General features: G+C 34.2%; 20 protein-coding genes. 5 read left to right on the top strand and 15 right to left on the bottom strand.

What is annotated here, in order from left to right; translation table 11 throughout:
• Positions 1 to 25 precede the first annotated feature (25 nt).
• The 8 genes from ACGH6P_RS04560 to ACGH6P_RS04595 all read right to left on the bottom strand — a co-directional run bounded on the left by ACGH6P_RS04560 (position 26) and on the right by ACGH6P_RS04595 (position 12,694).
• Positions 26 to 709 (bottom strand): hypothetical protein, encoded by a 684-nt coding sequence (locus ACGH6P_RS04560; protein WP_411596828.1) that lies wholly within the window; start codon positions 707 to 709, stop codon positions 26 to 28.
• Positions 710 to 729: 20 nt separating this feature from the next.
• Positions 730 to 1,413, bottom strand: a complete 684-nt coding sequence (locus tag ACGH6P_RS04565) for a hypothetical protein (RefSeq protein WP_411596829.1) — start codon at positions 1,411 to 1,413, stop codon at positions 730 to 732.
• Positions 1,414 to 1,433: 20 nt separating this feature from the next.
• Positions 1,434 to 2,129, bottom strand: a complete 696-nt coding sequence (locus tag ACGH6P_RS04570) for a hypothetical protein (RefSeq protein ID WP_411596830.1) — start codon at positions 2,127 to 2,129, stop codon at positions 1,434 to 1,436.
• Positions 2,130 to 2,132: 3 nt separating this feature from the next.
• Positions 2,133 to 2,855, bottom strand: coding sequence for a hypothetical protein (locus ACGH6P_RS04575; RefSeq protein WP_411596831.1), 723 nt, complete (start codon positions 2,853 to 2,855; stop codon positions 2,133 to 2,135).
• A gap of 6 nt (positions 2,856 to 2,861) precedes the next feature.
• Positions 2,862 to 7,115, bottom strand: coding sequence for a toxin VasX (locus ACGH6P_RS04580; RefSeq protein WP_411596832.1), 4,254 nt, complete (start codon positions 7,113 to 7,115; stop codon positions 2,862 to 2,864).
• Positions 7,116 to 7,140: 25 nt separating this feature from the next.
• On the bottom strand, positions 7,141 to 8,040 hold the full coding sequence (locus ACGH6P_RS04585) for a hypothetical protein (RefSeq protein WP_411596833.1): 900 nt from the start codon (positions 8,038 to 8,040) through the stop codon (positions 7,141 to 7,143).
• Complete coding sequence (locus tag ACGH6P_RS04590) at positions 8,040 to 10,415, bottom strand: type VI secretion system Vgr family protein (protein WP_411596834.1); 2,376 nt, start codon at positions 10,413 to 10,415, stop codon at positions 8,040 to 8,042. Before ACGH6P_RS04590 ends, ACGH6P_RS04585 begins: the two co-directional genes overlap by 1 nt.
• Positions 10,416 to 10,921: 506 nt before the next feature.
• Positions 10,922 to 12,694 carry a DUF3413 domain-containing protein gene (locus ACGH6P_RS04595; RefSeq protein ID WP_411596835.1) on the bottom strand — a complete coding sequence of 591 codons (1,773 nt, stop codon included), beginning with the start codon at positions 12,692 to 12,694 and terminating at the stop codon, positions 10,922 to 10,924.
• Positions 12,695 to 13,035: 341 nt separating this feature from the next.
• Between ACGH6P_RS04595 and ACGH6P_RS04600 the strand changes: the two genes are divergently transcribed.
• From ACGH6P_RS04600 to ACGH6P_RS04610, 3 genes are all read left to right on the top strand, one after another.
• Complete coding sequence (locus ACGH6P_RS04600) at positions 13,036 to 14,655, top strand: AAA family ATPase (RefSeq protein WP_411596886.1); 1,620 nt, start codon at positions 13,036 to 13,038, stop codon at positions 14,653 to 14,655.
• Positions 14,656 to 14,807: 152 nt separating this feature from the next.
• Positions 14,808 to 15,329 carry a bifunctional 3-hydroxydecanoyl-ACP dehydratase/trans-2-decenoyl-ACP isomerase gene (gene fabA / locus ACGH6P_RS04605; RefSeq protein WP_267352518.1) on the top strand — a complete coding sequence of 174 codons (522 nt, stop codon included), beginning with the start codon at positions 14,808 to 14,810 and terminating at the stop codon, positions 15,327 to 15,329.
• A gap of 236 nt (positions 15,330 to 15,565) precedes the next feature.
• Entirely contained in the window at positions 15,566 to 16,051 is a 486-nt protein-coding gene (locus tag ACGH6P_RS04610) for a thermonuclease family protein (RefSeq protein ID WP_411596836.1), read from the top strand.
• A gap of 24 nt (positions 16,052 to 16,075) precedes the next feature.
• On the opposite strand, the gene ACGH6P_RS04615 is transcribed toward ACGH6P_RS04610, so the two are convergent.
• From ACGH6P_RS04615 to ACGH6P_RS04630, 4 genes are all read right to left on the bottom strand, one after another.
• On the bottom strand, positions 16,076 to 16,357 hold the full coding sequence (locus ACGH6P_RS04615; protein ID WP_267360240.1) for a DUF5339 domain-containing protein: 282 nt from the start codon (positions 16,355 to 16,357) through the stop codon (positions 16,076 to 16,078).
• A 183-nt stretch (positions 16,358 to 16,540) separates the two neighbouring features.
• Positions 16,541 to 16,750, bottom strand: coding sequence for a cold shock domain-containing protein (locus ACGH6P_RS04620; RefSeq protein ID WP_065559356.1), 210 nt, complete (start codon positions 16,748 to 16,750; stop codon positions 16,541 to 16,543).
• A gap of 347 nt (positions 16,751 to 17,097) precedes the next feature.
• Positions 17,098 to 17,907, bottom strand: a complete 810-nt coding sequence (proC, locus tag ACGH6P_RS04625; protein ID WP_267352515.1) for a pyrroline-5-carboxylate reductase — start codon at positions 17,905 to 17,907, stop codon at positions 17,098 to 17,100.
• 123 nt (positions 17,908 to 18,030) lie between these two features.
• Entirely contained in the window at positions 18,031 to 18,990 is a 960-nt protein-coding gene (locus ACGH6P_RS04630; RefSeq protein WP_411596837.1) for a type IV pilus twitching motility protein PilT, read from the bottom strand.
• A gap of 23 nt (positions 18,991 to 19,013) precedes the next feature.
• Here ACGH6P_RS04630 and ACGH6P_RS04635 point away from each other — a divergent pair, with 23 nt between their 5' ends.
• Together ACGH6P_RS04635 and ACGH6P_RS04640 are read left to right on the top strand one after the other, a co-directional pair.
• The gene (locus ACGH6P_RS04635; protein ID WP_411596838.1) at positions 19,014 to 19,715 is read left to right on the top strand and encodes a YggS family pyridoxal phosphate-dependent enzyme; all 702 of its coding nucleotides are present in this window, start codon (positions 19,014 to 19,016) and stop codon (positions 19,713 to 19,715) included.
• A gap of 37 nt (positions 19,716 to 19,752) precedes the next feature.
• On the top strand, positions 19,753 to 20,307 hold the full coding sequence (locus ACGH6P_RS04640; protein WP_411596839.1) for a YggT family protein: 555 nt from the start codon (positions 19,753 to 19,755) through the stop codon (positions 20,305 to 20,307).
• A 31-nt stretch (positions 20,308 to 20,338) separates the two neighbouring features.
• On the opposite strand, the gene ACGH6P_RS04645 is transcribed toward ACGH6P_RS04640, so the two are convergent.
• The 3 genes from ACGH6P_RS04645 to ACGH6P_RS04655 are packed head-to-tail and all read right to left on the bottom strand — an operon-like array spanning position 20,339 to position 21,987.
• Positions 20,339 to 20,761, bottom strand: a complete 423-nt coding sequence (locus ACGH6P_RS04645; protein WP_267352511.1) for a YcgN family cysteine cluster protein — start codon at positions 20,759 to 20,761, stop codon at positions 20,339 to 20,341.
• Complete coding sequence (locus tag ACGH6P_RS04650) at positions 20,758 to 21,006, bottom strand: YcgL domain-containing protein (RefSeq protein WP_081299176.1); 249 nt, start codon at positions 21,004 to 21,006, stop codon at positions 20,758 to 20,760. The genes ACGH6P_RS04645 and ACGH6P_RS04650 overlap by 4 nt, the downstream gene beginning before the upstream one ends.
• A 12-nt stretch (positions 21,007 to 21,018) precedes the next feature.
• Positions 21,019 to 21,987, bottom strand: a complete 969-nt coding sequence (locus ACGH6P_RS04655; protein WP_267352510.1) for a glucokinase — start codon at positions 21,985 to 21,987, stop codon at positions 21,019 to 21,021.
• Positions 21,988 to 22,018 lie beyond the last annotated feature (31 nt).

Here is a 22,018-nt window from a genome sequence, read left to right on the forward strand (position 1 = left end):
TTATTTGTTATTTATGGTCTCTTTTCTACGGTTTAAACTGTTTATAACCTAAACTATTTTGGTATAATGCATCACCTTTTCCTACAGAGAATTTAACTATATCTTTATAGGTTTTTTCAGGTAGTCTTGCTTTTATCTGAGTATATACCGCATTAAGTTTTTCTTGATTGTTTATTACCCAATCGGGAATTTCGTTAACATGATATTCATAATAGACTTCAAGATTGACTTTGTTGTAGCTATAACCTTGTGCTCGGGTGTACTCATTTTTGGTGACATCTGTCACTCGTTCAACCACGATCGGTCCATAGCAAAATTGTTTATAGTAGCGTGTTCTTTTAAATCTATTATCAATGTATTCATGTAAATATTCTCGACCCAAGTCGGTCAAATCATATTGATATATTCCTGATTGCCCTTCCACAGGTTGTCGACTTAATAAGCCAATTTCGGCAAATAAAGGTAAACTTTTAGCAAGATCTTCCTTATTCCAAATCATACCTCTGGTATCGTCTTCCTTCGCCAGCTCATCGGTATAAGGGAATCTAAGATCTCCTATGTAATAACAAAAATCGCCTTTTACTTTTGTTTTGGCGCGTGCTTCGTCATAACCGTCTTGAATAATGCGTTTAAATTCTTCTTTGTTATAACACCCGACTAAACTACTGCCAACGATCAATAGCGCTAATAGTTGAATGAGTTTACTCATCTTTTTAATCACCTACATTCTTACGGTTTAATTTGTTTGTAAGTAAGACTATTTTCGTATAACTTACCCTCTTTACCAACATTAAATGTTATAACATCCTCATAGGTTTTACCGGGTAGCTGTGCTTTAGTTTGTGTATAAATCTCATTAAGTTTATCTTGATTGTCTATTACCCAATCTGGCACATCGATAACATGATATTCATAATCTACTTCAAGATTGACTTTGTTATAGCTATAACCTTGTGCTCGGGTATACTCATTTTTGGTGACATCTGTCACTCGTTCGACCACGATCGGTCCATAACAAAATTGATTATGATAAAGTGATCCTGATACACCTTTCTTAACGTATTGATTCCAATATTCTCGACCCAAGTCGGTCAAATCATAATGATACAGTCCCGACTGCCCCTCAACAGGTTGTCGACTTAATAAACCAATTTCGGCAAATAGGGGTAAACTTACAGCAAGATCTTCTTTATTCCAAGTTGTCCACCGACTGTCTTCGTCTAATTTTGGCTGATCTGTATAGGGGAATTTTAGTACCCCTAAGTAATAGCAAAAATCGCCTTTTACTTTCGTATTGGCACGTACTTTGTCATACCCGTTTTGAATAATGTGTTTAAATTCTTCTTTGTTATAACAACCAACTAGACTACTACCCGCGATCAATAGCGCTAATAGTTGAATGAGTTTACTCATCTTTTCCATCACCTAAATTCTTACGGTTTAATTTGTTTGTAAGTAAGACTATTTTCGTATAACTTACCCTCTTTACCAACATTAAATGTTATAACTTCCTCGTAAGTTTTACCGGGTAGTTGCGCTTTAGTTTGTGTATAAATCTCGTTGAGTTTATCTTGATTGTCTATTACCCAATCTGGCACATCGATAACATGATATTCATAATCTACTTCAAGATTGACTTTGTTATAACTATAACCTTGTGCTCGAGTGTACTCATTTTTGGTGACATCTGTCACTCGTTCAACCACTATCGGTCCATAACAAAATTCATTATGGTAGAGTGGTCTTGGGCCTCTATTATCAATATATTGATGCCAATATTCTCGACCTAAGTCAGTTAAGTCATAATGATACAGTTCCGATTGCCCTTCCACGGGTTGTCGACTTAATAAACCAATTTCGGCAAATAGGGGTAAACTTACAGCAAGATCTTCTTTATTCCAAGTTGTCCACCGACTGTCTTCGTCTAATTTTGGCTCATCGGTATAGGGGAATTTTAGTACCCCTAAGTAATAGCAAAAATCGCCTTTTACTTTCGTATTGGCGCGTGCTTTGTCATAACCGACTTGAATAATGTGTTTAAATTCTTCTTTGTTATAACAACCAACTAAACTATTGCAAGCAATCAATAGCAATAATAGTTGGGTCAATTTACTGTTTTTTGGTTTCATAAATCATTCTTTATCAGACTGTGCTCCGCCTACTGGTTTAATACGTTTGTAACCTAAAGTATCTTGATATAATTTTCCCTCTTTACCAACATTAAACGTTACAATATCTTTATAAGTTTTTCTGGGTAATCTTGCTTTAGTTTGAATATACACCGCATTAAGCTTATCTTGATTATTTATTACCCAATTTGGCACATCGATAACATGATATTCATAATAGACATCAAGGTTGACTTTGTTGTAGCTATAACCTTGTGCTCGGGTGTACTCATTTTTGGTGACATCTGTCACTCGTTCAACCACTATTGGTCCATAACAAAACTGAGTATGGTGAAGTGGCCCTGAAACACCTTTTTCAACATATTGATATAAATACTCTCGACCTAAGTCGGTTAAGTCATAATGATACAGTTCCGATTGCCCTTCCACAGGTTGTCGACTTAATAAGCCAATTTCAGCAAAAAGGGGTAAACTTACAGCAAGATCTTCTTTATTCCAAGTCTTCCACCGACTGTCTTCGTCTAATTTTGGCTCATCGGTATAGGGGAATTTTAGTACCCCTAAGTAATAGCAAAAATCACCTTTTACTTTTGTTTTGGCTCTCCCATTGTCATACCCGTTTTGAATAATGTTTTTAAATTCTTCTTTATTATAACAACCTGTTAAACTACTGCTAACTATCAATAGGGCTAGTAGTTTGGTGAATTTACTGTTTTTTTGCTGCATAAATCATTACCTTTTATATGTATCCGAAATGATAATTGGATTGGCATCCACTGTATTGCCTTGGTTATCTTTGGTGGTTCTGCCGGTTGGCCAATAATAGAGTTGTAAATTAATTTCTTTATTAGCCGAAAAACAACATTCACCCGTTTTATAGAAAATTTTAAAGTAACCTAAATCATTATTATCTTCATCTTTTGCTTTTTCATAATATTCTACTCTACCGACTTTATTGGTTTTTAGATCAATTTCGAATGTCACAGGCATCAAATGCTCTTTGCGTTTAATCAGTAAATCTTCAGCCGAATCCTGTGTAAAGGTTAGAATTGGATACTGTTTGCCATTACTAATATTTAATGTCACCAGTTCTTGCGATGTTACATCAAGAAATCGAATTTTACCTTCATAATCACTCAGTTCCGATTTAAAATTAGGTAATCCTACGGATAGATAGACCTCTTTAGAGACTTTTTTGATTACTGAACCAATATAAACAGATACTCTGGTGTTACGATTTCTTTCAATTATCTGCTTATAGTCTCGTGTTTCGGAAGCATAAAATGTGGAATTTTCTAACTGAAGCACCGCATAGAGCCCTGTTCTTGCCACCATAAAGTCATTAATGGCTAATGCCATGCTGTCAAAGTTGGCTAAATAAGGTACGCCTTTGTCACTTGGTTGTTGTAATCCAAATAGGCAGTAATTAAACCAGATTTGCATTTTATCCCAGTCATCGGTTTCATCTTTATAGATCATTTGTATAATTGCAGCAGCAACACCCGCAACTAGTCCTAGGATAAATATTGCTGCACCAATCGGGCCAGAAAATAATCCTAATAATCCAACTGATTGAATCAAAAAAACAAAACCCGAAAACATTTGCAAGCCACCTGCAATCATATGGGCTGTGCCTACTTCGCCCCCTTTGGCATAACCTTTTAAAAATAATATGCCCCCTTCCAGTATAGTGATAAAACTCGTTATTGAGCCTAATACTGCTGTTACCCCTACCGAACCTTTAAGAACACTATTGCTAATCAATCTCATACTTTTATTGAATCTTAATGTTCTTCGCCAAACTCTTGGTAGTGTTTTATTCAGAAACAATAACACTTCACTAACTGTTGATGCGTGGTTTGCAGCTACTTTACATAAGCCAAATTGCACATCACGTTTTATTTCAAAGCGAACGGTTTCACTTAAAGTGGGATCGTCTAATTTTTTCAAATTTTCCAAATATTGCGTATGAGCCACCCAAGACTGTACGCCAGCGACTGCCATATTACCGATACCGATTGCTATATCGGCTGTTTTTGGTAAACGGGTACTTATGCGGGTTTCTTTAATATTTTTCAAAATACTCGTACAAAAATCAATTTTGATCTGGTTGACGATATTTAAGCTTCGACTTTGGGCAAATCCAAATGATAATGCTGCATTAAACCAATCTCGATTCAATGCAAATGTTAACGACTCTTTAATCGCATAAAACAGCGCTATACCATTTTCTAATATCTTTTTATTAGCGCCAATTTCGATTATTTGTAATCCGAATGATGCATAATCGGCATACGTAGACACCAAATCCCAATCGATGGTACTGTCTTGGCTATCATCCGTCAGGGTGTAATTTTTATAAGACAGTTCTTGGTCACTGCTTTCAAATGGTTCCCAGTAATTCAAAACTTCAGATAATTTTGCAATCGGGATATTTTGCAGCTTAATATACAGCATTAAGTAACCATGAATGACCAGATTACTCTGAATAATTAATGGCATGACTTTTAATTGCAAGCCGTCAGCTTGTTTTGTACCTTGCTTCTGGTTGGTTTGAGATTGCATTGGCGGGCGGTTTGCCAATCCTGCTGAAACACGCGCAAATAGCATGAAATAGAGATTTAGCATAAGTTCACCTTTTTCGGCAAAAAAGTTATTCGCTAACTTGCCTTGCCCTAGATCTTCTTCCAGTTCTTGTAAAAGAACTTTCGTTTGCTCTACGCGCTTTTGCTTCGCTGCTTGTTCGTTATCATACTGCTGTTGCAAATAAGCTTTAATTTGATCTTCGGTTTTATTCGTTAATTGTGGTGCAAAACTTGAATGTAATGCGAGTTCGTCTTGCATAATATTCAGGCGTTTATTGAAAACTAACTCCCAAAAACTGCCTTGTTGACCGTCAATCAGGTGATAAAACAGACTGTCTGCATTGTTAAGCAGGGTATCCCATACCGCTGATTGTTCTTCCATTTTTACATTACCCAGACAAGTAAAATCAATCAGTTTTATAAAATCGGTTAGGTAGCCAACATGATTATTGGAACAGTTAGTATCACACTCGATTAACCAAAATTCACAATCATTGTATTGATTAATTACCGAAGGGGCATATTGTGAACATCCATTGAAACCAAATAACCAGGTTAGGTAATAAAAGTAGTCTTGAGAAAGCTTAACAATTGATTCAACTAACTTGTTATAGTCCGCTTGTTCTTTCGCTATAAAATTTTGCTCTTCTGACGTGTTGATTAAACTGTTGTATTTTTCTAATTGTTTTTCTATGTTTTCATTGGCGGCTTGTTCAGCAGTGTTATTTTGCTTGAAAGCTCTAACATCAAGATATGTTATACCCATTAAACCTTTAAATTTTTCTAAATGTTTACTTTTTTCCTCTTTGCTCATGGCTATTTCGACAAAGCCTTGCTTTAAATAACCTTCTGATTTAGGAAAATTATTAAAAAGTGGGCCTTGTCCGGTGTCAATGTATGTATAATAGTCATAGAAAACCTTATCTTTCGCTTTTGCTGTTTCAGACGAGATAATTTGGTTGCGGTATTCATTTATTAACGCTAAAGTTTTGCGTTTATGCAATCTTTCTTCTTTAAAATATTCTTTACTGATAATATTTGAACTCAACGAGTGGTAGGTGTCATAATATTGATGTTCGTTAATGTCATCAAAGATACTTTTATCACTTACCGGCTCTTTATTGTTTAATATCGCATTGTATTTTTCATCTAACCGTTTGTTTGCTTCGATGATTTTTTTGTAATTTTCATCGATTTTCTTAGCATAGATTTCTTCCGATTGAATAATTAACTGCGTAATGGGTTCGATTTTTAGCTGTCTTTGTAAACTTAGCTCTTCTGCAATACCAAACGGATCTTCAATCACAACAACTGGCACGACAAAACGCTTATCTTTTTCAAATGTATTAATTTGGTTTTTTAATACATCGCAAGAATCTAAATACTCTTTTTTGTTTGCTTTATGGCGATCTCGTAACGAGTTGAATTTATGAGCTGTAATAAAGGTATTTTTATTTTCAATTAGTTGTTTATCATCATTATCATTTTCATCATCATTTCCTTCATTATGCACGATGGTTGTCGGTTTTGCGGCTAATTCTAATAATGAATTATCTGATAATAATTTATTGAATTCAAAACTTCGTTTACCCCCTTCAGTGAGTTGGTTGGGATCTTTATAAGCTGCCTGATTTAAATTGATTTTGGTAAACCGTTTTAACGCCGTATCTAAATCGATAGTTTTGGTATTGCGTTTTGCTGATTCGGTATTACTATTTTGCCCATTTTGTGATGAATCATTTCCTTGATTTTGTTTGGATGGTAAATCAATTGTGATCGAGGATTCATTCATCAATTTTAGGTACTTTTCTACCGCACTGTTTTCACCTTGAGACCATGCTCGACGGGTGTAAGCTATGTAGGCTTCGCCTTCGTATACCGAGGTGTCAATATTGATAAAAGATCCAGGTATATGGTGATTATTACCGTCTTTGGTACACGCTGCGGGGATCTCTTTAACGTTTCGCTCTTTTAAGTCAGTAATGGTTTTATGACGAAATACCCCTGATGGTGTCACTTCGTATCCTAAAAATTCCCATCCTTTGGTTTTATGTTTCACTAAGATATAAACGTAACCAACTCGTAACGTTCGATAAACGTATTTATGAGTAAGCAAGTCAACTTGTGGCTCACGCTTTGTATCGGTAAATTTAATAGCTTCTCCCATTTGTTGGGCTAAGCTAAAGCTTGTACTAATCGGGGCTTTTCGAACTAGAAAAATGGGAAATCCTTTACGTTCACAAACGCCACAACCGCCATTTGCTAAAGCTGAACGGGAGTCTTTACCATCTTTGTTTGCTTCGGCATAAATAATGCGATCTTCGAGTTCAGCGGCTTGTTCTTCTTTTCGTTTTTTTTGTTGTTCTTCTTCTGTGGTTTTGTTTGTTTCTTGTTTTTCCATTTTTCTATTCCTGTATTTATCTATCTTATTGCTTTATTGATAAAAATTGTTGCCTATCGATTGCTTGAAATCTCTCTGCCAGACTTCCTTTATCTTGTTTTGCTTGGTCGATTGCATTTTTTATTTTGCTGACACTAAGCAAATCACCATAACGTAATGACATCAATACAAAAATCTTTTGGTCATTTAAATCTGTTAATCCATACTGACACGCTTTTTGATAGGTATTAGCTAATTGAATTAAGTTGATTTGCGTCACATCTTTGCCCAGTTTGGTATAAATATTAACTTGAGATAAGTAGATGTCGAATATGACTTTTATATGTTGTTGATAAAATTTTGCTTCCTCACTAAGAAAAATACTATATGAATCGGGTTTGTAATTTAACCGATTGATTGTCGAAATGGTTTTATTAGTGGTTAAATAGCTGTAACTGATTAGACTGTTAAATACATCCGCTAAAAATTCAGTACATATCATGTTACCTTGATGTAATAACTGCATGCGGAATGGTTCATAAAAAGGAACAAATTTTGTGCCAATAAATTGAGTTAAATATTTACCTATGTCAGCTAATATTTGAGCTATTATATTCGGTGGATGTTGGCTCACTAGCCAACTACAGACATAACGCTTGCTTTGTAATAATTCACTTTCGGCTTCTATTAAACTAAATTTTAATAATCGTTCTTCAATCGGTTGCTCAGGTTTTCCAAGTTTTACAAGCTGTGGACACGCATCAAGATCGTAGGCTAAGTCTGTTCTTATTACAGGGGTAACCGCTTGTTCACCATAATGATCTTTAATATTATTGAGGCTGATAAAATCCAATTCGCTTACGGCTACAAGTGGATCTAAGAGTAAATATCGATAATATTGTTGATTGCTTTCACTATTTAATAGGTTTAATAATTGCTGTTTCATTAAGCATTTTCCTTACATGTACTGCCTGATGGTAACGCTGTTTGATCAACGGATAATGTCGCTGGACTGATTAAGCCAAAACTAGCAGCATTCACTTTAACATCACCTGGTGCATAAAAGTTTATTTCGCCATTTTCTAATACGATGGCAACACCATTACAGCTTAAGGTCAGTTTTTTGTTCGCTGATACGATGACTTCACTGTCTGTACTTGTGATCTTCATATCTTGTTTAGAAGTTAAATGCATTTCTTCATTTTGTGCTTGTATATCGACATTCCCTTTTGAAGCAAATATTTTAATCCCCATTTTATTTGCAAATAGGCTTATCATATTGCCCGCAGTCACCATAAAACGCTTGAAAGCATTGATGTCTACCGTGTTTTGTGCTGTTTGGATGATGTTTTCACCTGCACTGTGCTGGATTGAACTTGGTGTTGTGTGTGCAATACCGGAAGGTGCATAATTTAAAATTGCCGGTTCTTTTAATTCATTTAAACTTTGCTCTAATAGTTTTTTTTGCGTCGATAAATCAGCTAGTTCAGCTTCGGCCGCTTCAGCCAGCTCATTAAGCCGTTTGACCATTTCACTTGCTTGTTGTAATGATTCAATTGCGCTACCCATTTCAAGTTGAGTTTTACCGGCTTTAACTTGTTCTTCAGTGGTTATGTATAGCCCTTTTCCCGAACGTATCGCTCCCCATTCATCTGTTCGTAGTTCAAAACCTTCGCCACGTTTTTCTTTCTTTTCATTAACAAGATGACCAATATTTAGCTGAGTTTTACCGTATTCAGTCGCCAGCTTGATATGTTCTTGCCCTCGTTTGTCATCCATGCGTAATTTGTTGTTAGCTGGTGTTCGAATAACATTTCGGTGTTTGTTAATCGTCGTAACATGGTCTGGATGGGTACTGTCATGCATTGCGTGAGCAATGTAAGGTCTGTCTGGATTACCATTGGTAAAAGCTACAGCGACTTCGGTTGAGTCAATAAGCGGAAAGTGGAAGCCATATGTATTACCTGAATAAGGTTTTGCAAGCCTTACCCATAAACTTTCTTCGCCTTTTTTCCAGTTTTTTAAGTCAAAATTGAATTTGATGCGATAACGCCCTTTAGTATCTATGTATCCATAGGTGTCATCATCCGGGCTCGTTACTCGTGCAGGTAATGTACCCGTAACTTGAGGCCATTTAAGGGGGGCTGGGCGATAAGGTTTTAATACGTCATAGGGGATTGCTGTAAAATGAGTTTGGTATGAATTTGTTCGATCACCCTGACACTCTGTAGTCAGAATGATAATACCATCTTTTATATCATTAATTGGGCATCCTTCAATGATAATGCGTTGACCAGGTACTAATGTGTAATTATTGCATTTACCGTAAATAAATAATTGTTCAGATATGTAGTGTTGATGTCGTATATTCGCATACCATTGTCCACTTTCTACTGTGTGTTTGTCACCCAGTGTTTTATGATGTTCTTCGTAACGATAATCATCACCACGCGTTGTGATATCTTTGGGTTGACTGTTGGCTATACCATGTAGAGAGTTGTTTGCTATACGGTAGTTGTAATCATTGACACTTACTTGATTTGGTTTTGTTTTACTGCTGAACTGTAGATCCCATACACTATGAGATTGCTTATCATTTAAGCCACTTGGTTGTCTAATAATGATGCTACCCGCATTATCAAACCCTTGTTCGTAATCACTAATTACCATGACATCACAGTGATGTTCTGGATGGGTTTCAAAATAGAACCAAATACCTACATCAGCAAGCAGCCTTTGGATAAAGACTAAATCGGATTCTTGCCATTGAGTTATAAATTCACGAGCAGGATAGGTTTCGTTTAGTTCAAATCGAAAATCAATACCGGTTAATCCATGATTTCGTAATACTTCTTCAACAACATTTACTACACTTTTATTTTGAAAAATAGCACTTTGATAATTGTTAGATAGCAGTGCAACTCTTGGTTCAAGCACTACTCGATATTGCGCTTGATCTTCGCTCATGGATACTAAGCTAAATTCGGTAATTACCCCGTAAATTGTTCTGGGCTTATCATGAATGTCTTGTGAACTTATTTGTTTTAATTCGAGTGATTTACCCCGTGGATGGAAAGTCAACGATGCTGCTTGGCTTAATACCGAATTAATTGATATCTGTTTATTTTGGCTTGTTAAATTGATGATGTATCGCCATGGCTGATTAATTTGTTCCTTTCCTTCAATCGATAATATTGAAATATTTGATGAAGCATCAAGTCGTTCAATTGAAAGGGAATAGTTATTCAGTGCAGAGCTAGCAAAAGGCAAATTTTCACTAAGTGAAGAAATACTATTTGTCAACTTATCCATTATATTCATGCCACAAATCCTTACTTTTGATTCTTTACTCTATAATGTATTTTTTATAAGTTTCGTAAATTTTTTATAAATTAAATTTAAAGTTTACAAAATAGGGGCTTTTGTTTAAACAGTCAACATTTTTATTTATTTTTTATTATGATTATAAATAATCAGTAATTTTAGGTAAATTTGGTTTTTTTAGGGGTTGGGATGAGTGAGTTTTATTTTTTGTTTAGAAAGTGACAATATCATCTAGAAAAATTTACTTTTTTAGATGTTCTGTATGATGAGTTATTGGTTTTTTATTGCGCTGAATAAAGCCAATTTGAATGATTTTATCCAGCCGTTAAAAATTGATAGTTAGTGTTTAACAAATTTGAGCGATATTTCTAGCCATTTTAATTTGTGATAGCTATGTTATACATGTGCTGTATAGAAAAAATATCAATCATTAAAGATGATCATACTGTTATATTCTTATTTTAAGTCCACTACTTTAAACATTAGTGTTTTAAGTCGTTAAATTAATTAGACATCACCATAAATCGACGGTTTGCCGTGACAATTTGTAAAAATATAGGAAGACTTATTTTTTCTTCTTTTTGTAGTGTATTATTGATATCGTAAATTTTAGATCGTCCAAATCCATCTAAAACAATTGTTTTATCATTGTATAGTGCAGCGATTTCTTTTTCGTTCCCCGCCACTATCCATTGCCGTGACTTGCTGTTGAATAAGTTTTCACCTTGATTATATAAATGTGGTGAGGTGTTAACATAAAGCACATCTTGCATTAAGGTGCGCATAATATCAGTTTGCGATGTTAGTCGGCTGATTTGAGCGGGTTCTTTATTTGGCCATGAGATAATCAGTGGCACATTAAGTGATTCTCGACTGTAATTAATGTCGTCATTACGTATCGCTGTTTTTTTCGCTTCTTTTATAGTGATGTCATTGGTTCCGGTAATGACAATTACGGTGTTTTCGTAGGTATTGGTTAGTCTTAAATACGCTATTAATGATTCAAGATATTGATCTAATTTTCTTGCTTCTGTTTCAAGTTCTTTTAGCGGTATATTTTTATGTTTTACGCCGAGTGAGTATTGTACCAGTGAAAATAGTGGTGCATGATTTTCTAATTTATTTTGTTCATCATGCCACGCCATCCAATTATCAGTAACCTGTTTATTAGTCATTTTTTTTGCCGGCGGTATTGAAAAATTGGATAGCAATGCATATCGATACAATGGTTCATCAAATCCATCGTACGAAAACATCCCTAAGTTGTAATGACGATAATTAATAGCATCAAATAGTACTGAAGGTTTATGACCCGCTAATATGCTGTTGTAATAGTTGGGATCGAGTCCATAAAATAATGAAAATTTATTAATATTTGTTTGGTTACTTGCCGAGTAATGATCCGTAAATTTAAGGTTTTCTTTCGCAAATTCATTTAACCATGGCATGTTGTCGTTTAATAAACGACTATTCCATCCGTCAATAACTATCATTAGTATATTTTGGGTTGCTTGTTTTTCATCATAACTCAGCCGTGCAAGAGGATATTCTATAGCAATAGCAAAAGGATTACCTTCTTGGCTGACCCGAGTTCGGTAATCATTTTCTGGCATAAATCCATATCGTTCAAGGAAATGTCTTGCGGTCAATGGATAGGATAATGGTAAGCTTGAACGTTGCATGGTTATTGGGCGATAAAAATTTGCGTCGGCCCAAATATGAATCAGATGCGAAAAGACAAAACAAAGAATAAATATAACCACGACTGGTTTTGCATAACGTTTACGCTTATTTAAGCTGCGTAATTTTTTCCAACTCCATAATGCAAATAATATTTCAATTAATAAAATAAATGGAATGATTATAAACGCACTACTTAAAAAAGTGGCGTTTTGCGCTGTAAATAACTGCCATATGGATAAATTTAAGTGCATTCTAAAATGCGAGAAGATATCAATATCAACTAAAAGTAAGGCGATTCCTAATGTGGCAATTATGGTTGCTAATATTCGATGCCAACGCGCTGAGTGAATAAAAAAGCTTAATGGAAAAAGTAATATGAGGTAGGTAATAAACGTTAAAAAGCTAAAATGCCCAATTGCACTAATGATTGCATAAAACCGCCCCATAAATGTTCTTGGCCAGTCTGCAATGATTAAATATTGGCTACCCAAAGATATAACAACAAAAATATTAAATAATGTAAACCAGTGTCCCCAGCTTACAATTTGTGAGGATTGGGTATCTTTGATATGATTATTTTTGAGTTTGAGCATATTTATTATTGGTAACGATAGTAATGAAGAATATTTACTGTAAGATACTTTACAGTTTACCTGATTTTGAAAAATCTTTCTGTAATTTTTTTATTTGTTAGCATAAAGATTTTGGTATGATCTTGGCGTTATAATCGATACTTGTTATAATTTAAGGATTAAATTCGCTAACAACAAAGATAATAATTTTGGCTATCTCACAACTTAAAATACATCAAATCCAACCTGATTTGTCTCAGATTAGTGCGCTTGGTAACCCTAGTAAAGCAGAAACTAAATCTGTGATAGAAAAGTCAAACAATATTCTTTCTTGGCAACCTCGGATTGCGTCTGCATTATCCATGTTATGCCCGAGTAAAAGAGCAAGTTATCACCCTCGTTTTATGTTACTGAAAGCGTCAGAAAGTGAACTATTTTTTGATTTGTTAAAACAAGCAGTTAAATTACATGCGTCCTCTTCAACGTTGGGTTACAGCTATTTTATTAATGATAATAAAGTCACTTTGACTGAGGCCAAAAGCAAGCAGGATAACTTTGCCATTTTAGATGATTGTTTAGCATCAAGTTATGTTGATGGCGAGAAATTATTTGGTTGTGTTCGACAACCAGAGAATAGCCAAATTAAACTCGATCCAGGTTTAGTGCATCAGGCTAATGGTGGGGTTTTAATTTTAGGTTTACGATCTTTATTAAGCCAACCTACTTTATTGATTAAATTAAAGCAGATGGTATTTAAACAGGAATTCGACTGGTTTTCAGCTGATGAGTCGCATCCATTGCCGTTATCTATTCCTTCAATGCCACTGGATTTAAGAATTATATTGGTTGGTGATCGGCTAAGTTTAGCTGAATTACAGGATTTTGATCCAGAATTTTATAATACGTCTATCTATGCTGAATTTGAAAATGAATTGCAGATTACCTCATCTGACAAGCTCACTACGTGGCTAGATTATTTACAATTTATTGCTGATAAATTTCATTTGCCAAGTATTGCTCCATCCGCCTTTAACAAAATATATCAAGAAGCGGTGCGTTTTACAGGCGATCAGTTTTATCTTCCCCTTGCGATTGATTGGGTTCATGGTTTATTAGTTAACGCTAGTTATTATGCCAAAAATGAGGTTATTGATGAGTTATCAGTGGCTTCATCGACTAAAAATAAATTATGGCGTGAAGATTATCTTAAAAAACGATTTCATGAAGAGTTTTTTAATAAACAGATCATGATTAATACTCAAGATCAGGTTGTTGGTCAAATTAATGGTTTATCTGTTGTTGAATATCCTGGCTATCCTTTAGCGATTGGTGAGCCAACGCGTTTAAGTTGCCTTGTTCATTTTGGAGACGGTGAGTTAATTGATATCGAGCGCAAAACTGAACTTGCAGGAAATATTCATTCTAAAGGTATGATGATCATGCAGGCTTTTATTATGTCAGAATTTGCTATTAATCATCAATTACCTTTTTCAACCTCTTTAGTATTTGAACAATCTTATAATGAAATTGACGGAGACAGCGCATCGCTTGCTGGGTTATGTGCAATTATTAGTGCGCTTTCAGGTCAGCCTATCGATCAACAATTAGCTGTTACCGGATCGGTAGATCAATTTGGTCATGTACAATCAATTGGTGGTATCAACGAAAAAATTGAAGGTTTTTTTACTGTTTGTCAGCATCAGGGGTTAACCGGTCAGCAAGGCGTTATTATTCCCGCATCTAATCAACGCCATTTGTGCTTGAGTGATAATGTGATTGAAGCAATAGCTCAAGAAAAGTTTTCTATTTGGACTGTTGAACATATTGCGGATGCACTTTATTTATTAACAGGAATTCCTTATAAAGATGATAATGCAATTAGTCTTTATAAGCTTATTTATGCACGTATGCAAACTATGCTATTACAAGATAAAAAACAAGATGGTTGGTTTGCAAAATGGCAAAGATATTGCAAAAAATAGTAATACCCAATAAACTTGAAAGCCGAATTTGGTTGAGATGTAACATTTTAGTAAGCGGCAAAGGATTTTACAGTATTGGTTATTCATAATATTTTATTGAATAATTATTTTTATAATCATGTAAGTAATGACAGAAAATAAAAGGTTTTTTTATGACATTTGAACGTAAATCTTCGTACGATAAAGCAGATCTGATTAAATCAGGAAATAGTGAACTTTTTGGTCATGACGGACCGCCTTTACCATCAGATTTAATGCTTATGATGGACCGTGTTATCGAAATGAATGAAGAAGGTGGAAACTTTAATAAAGGTTATGTGGAAGCGGAACTTGATATCAATCCAGATTTGTGGTTTTTCAAATGTCATTTTAAAAATGATCCTGTCATGCCTGGTTGTCTTGGGCTTGATGCTTTATGGCAATTAGTCGGATTTTACCTTGGCTGGATTGGCGGTAAGGGTAAAGGTCGAGCTCTTGGGGTTGGAGAATTAAAATTAAAAGGTCAAATATTACCTAAAAACAAAAAAGTTACCTATAAAATCCATTTTAAACGTGTGATTAACCGCAAGTTAATTATGGGAATCGGTGATGGCGAAGTTTATGTAGATGGTAAATTGATTTACGAAGCTACCGATCTTAAAGTTGGGTTATTCAAAGATACCAGTGAATTTTAATTTTTTTGATTTTAACTAGCCTTACACATTATTCGGTAAGGCTACCTTGAATATCGATTATCCAAGCAGTTTCTGATGATACATTTATCCCTTGTATAATAATATATTCTCGTCCGTTTTTATTGTCTTAAAAAATTAACTATTGAATACAAATTTCTTTAGGTTAATGATTTTTCATTCGTATTTTTTGCTATTCAAGGTATAATGTGGCAATTTTTTTATAGTCTTTATTAATCATGAGTTTACTTAATCGTTTTGTTGTTGTTTTTATTTTATCTTGTTTTTTCAATACCGTTGCCTATGCTAATTTCAGTGGAAAAGTCGTTAAAGTAATAGATGGTGACACAATTGATGTATTAACCCCTGTGAAACAAAAAATCCGAATCCGTTTAGTTGATATCGATGCACCAGAAAGCAAACAAGCCTACGGTAATGCATCTAGAAAATACCTAGCTTCACTCATCGCAGGAAAATCTGTTTATATTAAAGAAAGTAACAAAGATATTTATAACAGAACATTAGGAACCGTTTTTTATAATGGCATTAATATCAATCAGAAAATGGTTGCAAGTGGATATGCTTGGGTATATCGCTATAAAGGTGTGGCTAAAAATAAGCAATTAATAGCCCTTGAATCGCAAGCCAAACAAAATAGAAAGGGACTATGGAAAGATAAAAATCCAATAGCCCCATGGAAATTCCGACGCTTAAATCAGAAATAGATTTTTCATCAAAAATTTATTAATTTATTTTAAAGCAGGATAAAGAGATTCTAATTGTTTAAGTGCATCTAAGCCTTGTTTACAACCTGTTTCTTGATCACTTGAAGACATAGCAGCAACTTGTTTTTTACCTGCTTCTAAATTTTGTTTCATCATATCAGTTTGCTGTTTTGTTGCTGCATCTTTAGGTAAAGATTCAACTAATTTATCCACTTTTTCAAAATAAGTTTTACAACTATCAGATAAATCAGCCATCGCAACTGAAGATAGGCTTAAAAGTACAGCTGAAACTAGTATTTTTTTCATTATTTACTTTTCCTTTCGATTTAAAAAATATCTTTTTGATAATATTAGTATATTTATCACATCTAATATCGCAAAAAATAATACATTAGAGATTTTGGAAAAGCAAATAAAATATTTTATAGGATGTAGGAAATTATCAGCATATTTATAATATGCTGATAAAATATAAAGATGGGTGCAGAATTACATTACAACAACATCTGCTGCAGCTGGGCCACGTTCACTGTCTTGAATTGAAAATTCAACCTGTTGACCTTCACCTAAAGTTTTAAAACCTTCACCAGAGATTGCAGAAAAATGTACAAATACATCTTTACTACCATCAGCAGGAGAAATGAAACCATAACCTTTACTTTCGTTGAACCACTTAACTTGACCAGTTTTCTTAGACATAATAATCTTCCTATAAAATAATTTAAGCCAACAAGGCTAATTTAAAAAAAACATAAAACTTGGACTACTTATAAACACTGAAACGTGAAAGCTGAAGAGAACTAATACTAATGTAAATAGAAAGTAAACTACAAACTGCTTAAATCAAGATGTCACTAAATAAATCTGCACGTTATATGCTGTAAACTATTAACTCATATATTAATTGTTAATGCAAGTGTTGTTTGTAAAGTTTTACAAATTTATTTAATAGGCAAAACCTAACTTGCATTCATTAGTTAAATTAATTTAATTTTTTTGTTTTAATTAATTTTAGAGTTTTGCCAAATGTAAATTTTGAGACTAAGTTATTTTTCACTCATGCTTTGAGACTTATTTATTGTTGCTTCAACAGCATCAATAACCGCCGCTCTGAATCCCTTTTCTTCAAGCATTTGCACGCCTTCAATGGTCGTACCGGCTGGTGAACATACCATATCTTTTAATTCACCAGGATGCTTACCCGTTTCAAGTAACATCTTCGCAGATCCCATTACTGTTTGGGCAGCAAATTTATAGGCTTGTTTTCTGGATAAACCGCCTTTTACTGCGCCATCAGCTAAAGCTTCAATAAACATAAATACAAACGCAGGAGAGGATCCGCTTGCGCCGACTACAGCATCGATTAAATATTCAGGTACAATTTCAGTTTCACCAATACAATTAAATAATGTTTGAACCGTAGCTAATTCTTCTTCTGTGACTTCTGTATTTGGCGTGATTGAACACATTGCTGCATTGACTAAGGCAGGTGTATTTGGCATGACTCTTATAATTTTTTGTTCATATCCCACATATTTTGCAATCGTTTTTATACTAACCCCTGCTGCAATAGAAATAACAATAGTACTTTTTTTTAACTCTTTTTGGATATCATTTAAAACATCAATAATAGCATTGGGTTTAACAGCCACAATAACCATATCCGATTCTTTTGCTACATTTCTGGCTGAATCTAAATTATTAATTCCATAAGATTGATTAAGTGAAATCCCTTTTTCTGGATGGGTATCATAAATATTGATTTGATTACCTGATACAATTTTACTTGATAAAATACCTTGTAAGATAGCATTACCCATATTACCTAAACCAATTAAACCAATGCGTTGTTCCATTATTTACCCCTTTTTCATTTAAATTTTTTATCACTAGTATAATTTATTTTTTTAGAAAACTTTAAATTTTATCTAATCATTTTTTATTTTAATATAATGATAATTTTATTGTATTACTGATCATTACAAATCATCATTTTGCATTATTTGCATACCATATTGTTGACCCGTTTGCATTAATGAAAGTATTTGTTTAGTTTTGCCTTCGTTGATAAGGTTGCTTACCGCAGGCGTATTAATCAAAACTTCAAATAATGCTTTACGCTGCCGGTTATTTGTGACTAATTTTTGGGTAATAATCGCTTTTAAACTTGTCGATAATTGTGCTCGTATAAAATTATGTGAATGATTTTCAAAGACATCAATAATTCGGTTGATACTTTTAATTGCAGAGCTTGTATGTAAAGTTGCAAAGACAAGATGTCCTGTCTCAGCAGCGGTTAACGCAGCTTGAATAGATTGTTTATGCCGTAATTCGCCAAGCATGATAATATCGGGATCTTGTCTTAAAATACTATCAATTGCCGAGCCAAAATCAGAAATCTCGCGTTGTTGAATAAGCGATTTATTATTTTGATAAATAAATTCTATCGGATCTTCTAAAGCAATAATATGTTTAGTTGCTGTCATATTGATATATTGTATCAATGACGCCAGCGTTGTTGATTTACCGCTACCAGTTGCACCGGTAACTAAAATAATCCCGCTTTGAGTTCGTGTTAATTCAGGTAGAATTTTGGGGGCATTAATTTCTTGTAAACTTGGAATTTGGTGATTGATGACACGAAAGACAGCTGAAATACCTCGCATTTGATAAAATATATTTACTCGAAATCGCCCTATTTCTGCGGGATGATAAGCGATATCAATTTGACCATTTTGTTGTAATCGATTTTTCTGGGAATCATTGAGTAATTTAAATAATTCTATTTCCAAAACTTGTGCTGATAGTTGAAAAACAGACAAAAATTGCAGTTGTCCATTAATGCGCATACAAGGCACTTCGCCACTAGATAGGTGCAAATCGGATGCTTTTTGGGTTACACTAAGCGATAATAAAGAATGTAATATTAATTTAGACATACTAATGATAATTAGGTATAAACATGAATACAGTACATGACAATTTAATGGCTATAAAAAAAGATATTGAGAAAATAGCTTCAAATTGCGGTCGAGATCCCAAAACAATTGAACTTATTGCGGTAAGTAAGACCAAACCAGTTACATTGATTACAGAAGCGATAGACGCAGGACAGCTCGCATTTGGTGAAAATTATGTACAAGAAGGTGTAGAAAAAATAAATTATTTTCAAAAAGCGATGCCAAATTGTCCCCTTATTTGGCATTTTATTGGACCTTTGCAGTCGAATAAAAGCAAATTGGTTGCAGAACACTTTGATTGGATGCATACAATTGATCGTTTCAAGATCGCTCAGCGCTTAAGTGATCAGCGCCCTGCCAATATGGCTAAATTAAATGTACTTATTCAGGTTAATATAAGTCAAGAAGCTACCAAATCCGGCGTAAAACCAGAAGAAGTGTTCGATTTAGCTCACCAGATTATTACATTACCTAACCTTTGTTTACGTGGTTTAATGGCTATCCCTGAAGTCGAAGATGATTTCGATAAACAATTCACTATTTTTTCAAAAATGACGGCGCTTTTACAACAATTAAAAATTGATATTCCTTATGTCGATACATTATCTATGGGAATGAGCGGAGACATAAAAGCGGCGATTTTAGCTGGTAGCACAATGGTTCGTATTGGAACGGCAATCTTTGGCGAGCGAAAGTATTTATGATATATTGGCTCAATGACTTTTATTTAAGGAGTTTTCAATGGAATTGATCTACTTTCTTGGCAGGACGGTTATAACGTTTTGTCTGTATGTTTTAATTTTACGTTTGTGGATGCAGCAAGTCAGAGTTAATTTTCATAATCCAATCACTCAATTTATTGTAAAAATTACTCAACCTATTATCGGACCATTGCGCCGATTTATTCCTTCAGTAGGAAAATTTGATTATGCAACGTGGCTACTTTTGTATTTAGTTGCCTTAATTAAAATTTTGTTTATTTTTAGTTTTATCCCCATAAATTTACCATTTAATGTTGATTATTTATGGTTTGCTTTGGTCGCAATTTTGCATGCTATGGGTTATCTGCTATTTTGGTTATTGCTATTCAGAGCGATTTTGAGTTGGATTAGTCGTGGACAATCAGTACCTGACGAAATTCTTTACCAATTAACAGAGCCATTAATGGCACCAATTCGTCGTTTTATTCCACCTATTGGCATGATCGATGTTACGTTTGCAATTGTGGCTGTCGTGCTTATGTTTATGAACTATTTTGCCACCAAAATTTTTGGTGCACTGTGGATCATTCTTTAGATGATTTAAAAAGGAGCTGTTGCTCCTTTTTTTAAATGATATGATCTTCCCAACAAATCACATCTTTTTCATATACAATTCGATTTTTAACCGATATTTTTAATTCATGCATCAGTTTTTTGTTGCCCACTATTAGTGGATGCCATTCAGGTAAATCCCCATTTTTTTGGAAATATCGATAAGAACAACTCAAAGGTAGCCATTCAATAGTAAGTAAATTTTCTCGAGTGAGCTTAATACAATCGGGTTCATATTTGAATCGATTAACGTAATGTTTACATTGGCATGTGTTGGCGTCGAGCAAATTGCAAGCTACATTAGTGTATAAGATTTCGTCAGTGTCCTCATCCATTAATTTGTTCAGACAACATTGACCACAACCATCACATAGCTGCTCCCATTCGTCATCGCTAAGTTGATCTAATGTCTTACCTTTCCAAAATGGCTCAATCATGCTTTAAAATCATCTTCTTTTAACATTTGTAAGAAAAACCCATCCGTTTTAATCTTTTCTTCGATTTCTTCGGATGTTCCAACTACAAAACGTCTTTTTCCATCTAATAATACTTTCATAACAAATATCGGAGAACCAAAAATTGAGAGTATTCTTTCAGGTATTCCAGAAAAATCATTTTCATTTTTCATATACAAGTAACAATTTTCTTTTTTTGGACTACGATAAATATAACACCACATCATAAAATAAAACCTTTAATCAATATTTAGAAGGCTATTTTGTAAATAAACACCTGCACCAAATAGCCCTGGATCTTCATGTGTAATCACATATACAGGAATTTTTTTGACCAGCGTAGACATTCGCCCTTTATATTCAAAAGCAGATCTAAACGGCGAAGCTTTAAAAAATTCAATAAAACGAGGAACAATACCACCGGCAATATATACTCCCCCTTGAGTATTTAGCGTTAATGCCAAATTACCGCCAAATCTTCCCATAAATGTACAAAAGTAATTTAAGGTTTGCAAACATAAATCACAACTATTTGTTAGTGCTTTGTTGACAATGATATCTGGAGTGATATCAGTTAATGGTTGATGATTAATTTGCTGTATGGCTTGATAAATGTTAATAATACCATTTCCGGATAAAAATCGTTCGGCTGAAACTCGTCCAAATTTTTTACGCAGCTGAACCAAAATGCGATCTTCTTCTTCATTTATCATGGGTAATTCTGTATGCCCCCCTTCACCGGACAAACTTACCCAATGCTGATTAACTTTTATCAAATGTGAAACGCCAAGCCCAGTTCCCGCACCATAAATTGCTATAGGATAATTTAGATTAGGTTCATCCCCTCCAATTTTTACCAAATCTTGCGGTGACAGTCTTGGAATGGATGTCGAGACTGCAGTAAAATCATTAATGACCTCAAGTTTTTTTAGTTTGAGTTCTTCGATTAATTCACGGCGAGAAAACGACAAATTGTTATTTGTCATAGTAACAGTGTCAGCATCATCAATTGGACAAGCGATGGCAATACACGCAATCTCAATTTTTACGGATTGCGCTTGAAGATAATTTTTGATTAATGTTAGTAATATATCTTCTTTTGAAATGAGAATTTTTGTGATTGCCGATAACTCGTTTGTAACTAAATTAAACAATGCAAAACGGGCATTGGTTCCACCGATGTCGGTGACTAGTGCGTACTGACTCATGTTACTCCCTTTTTTGACAAACTAATTTTAC

It is taken from the genome of Gilliamella sp. CG25 (assembly GCF_046635705.1).
GTDB classification, from domain to species: Bacteria; Pseudomonadota; Gammaproteobacteria; order Enterobacterales; family Orbaceae; genus Gilliamella; species Gilliamella apicola_I.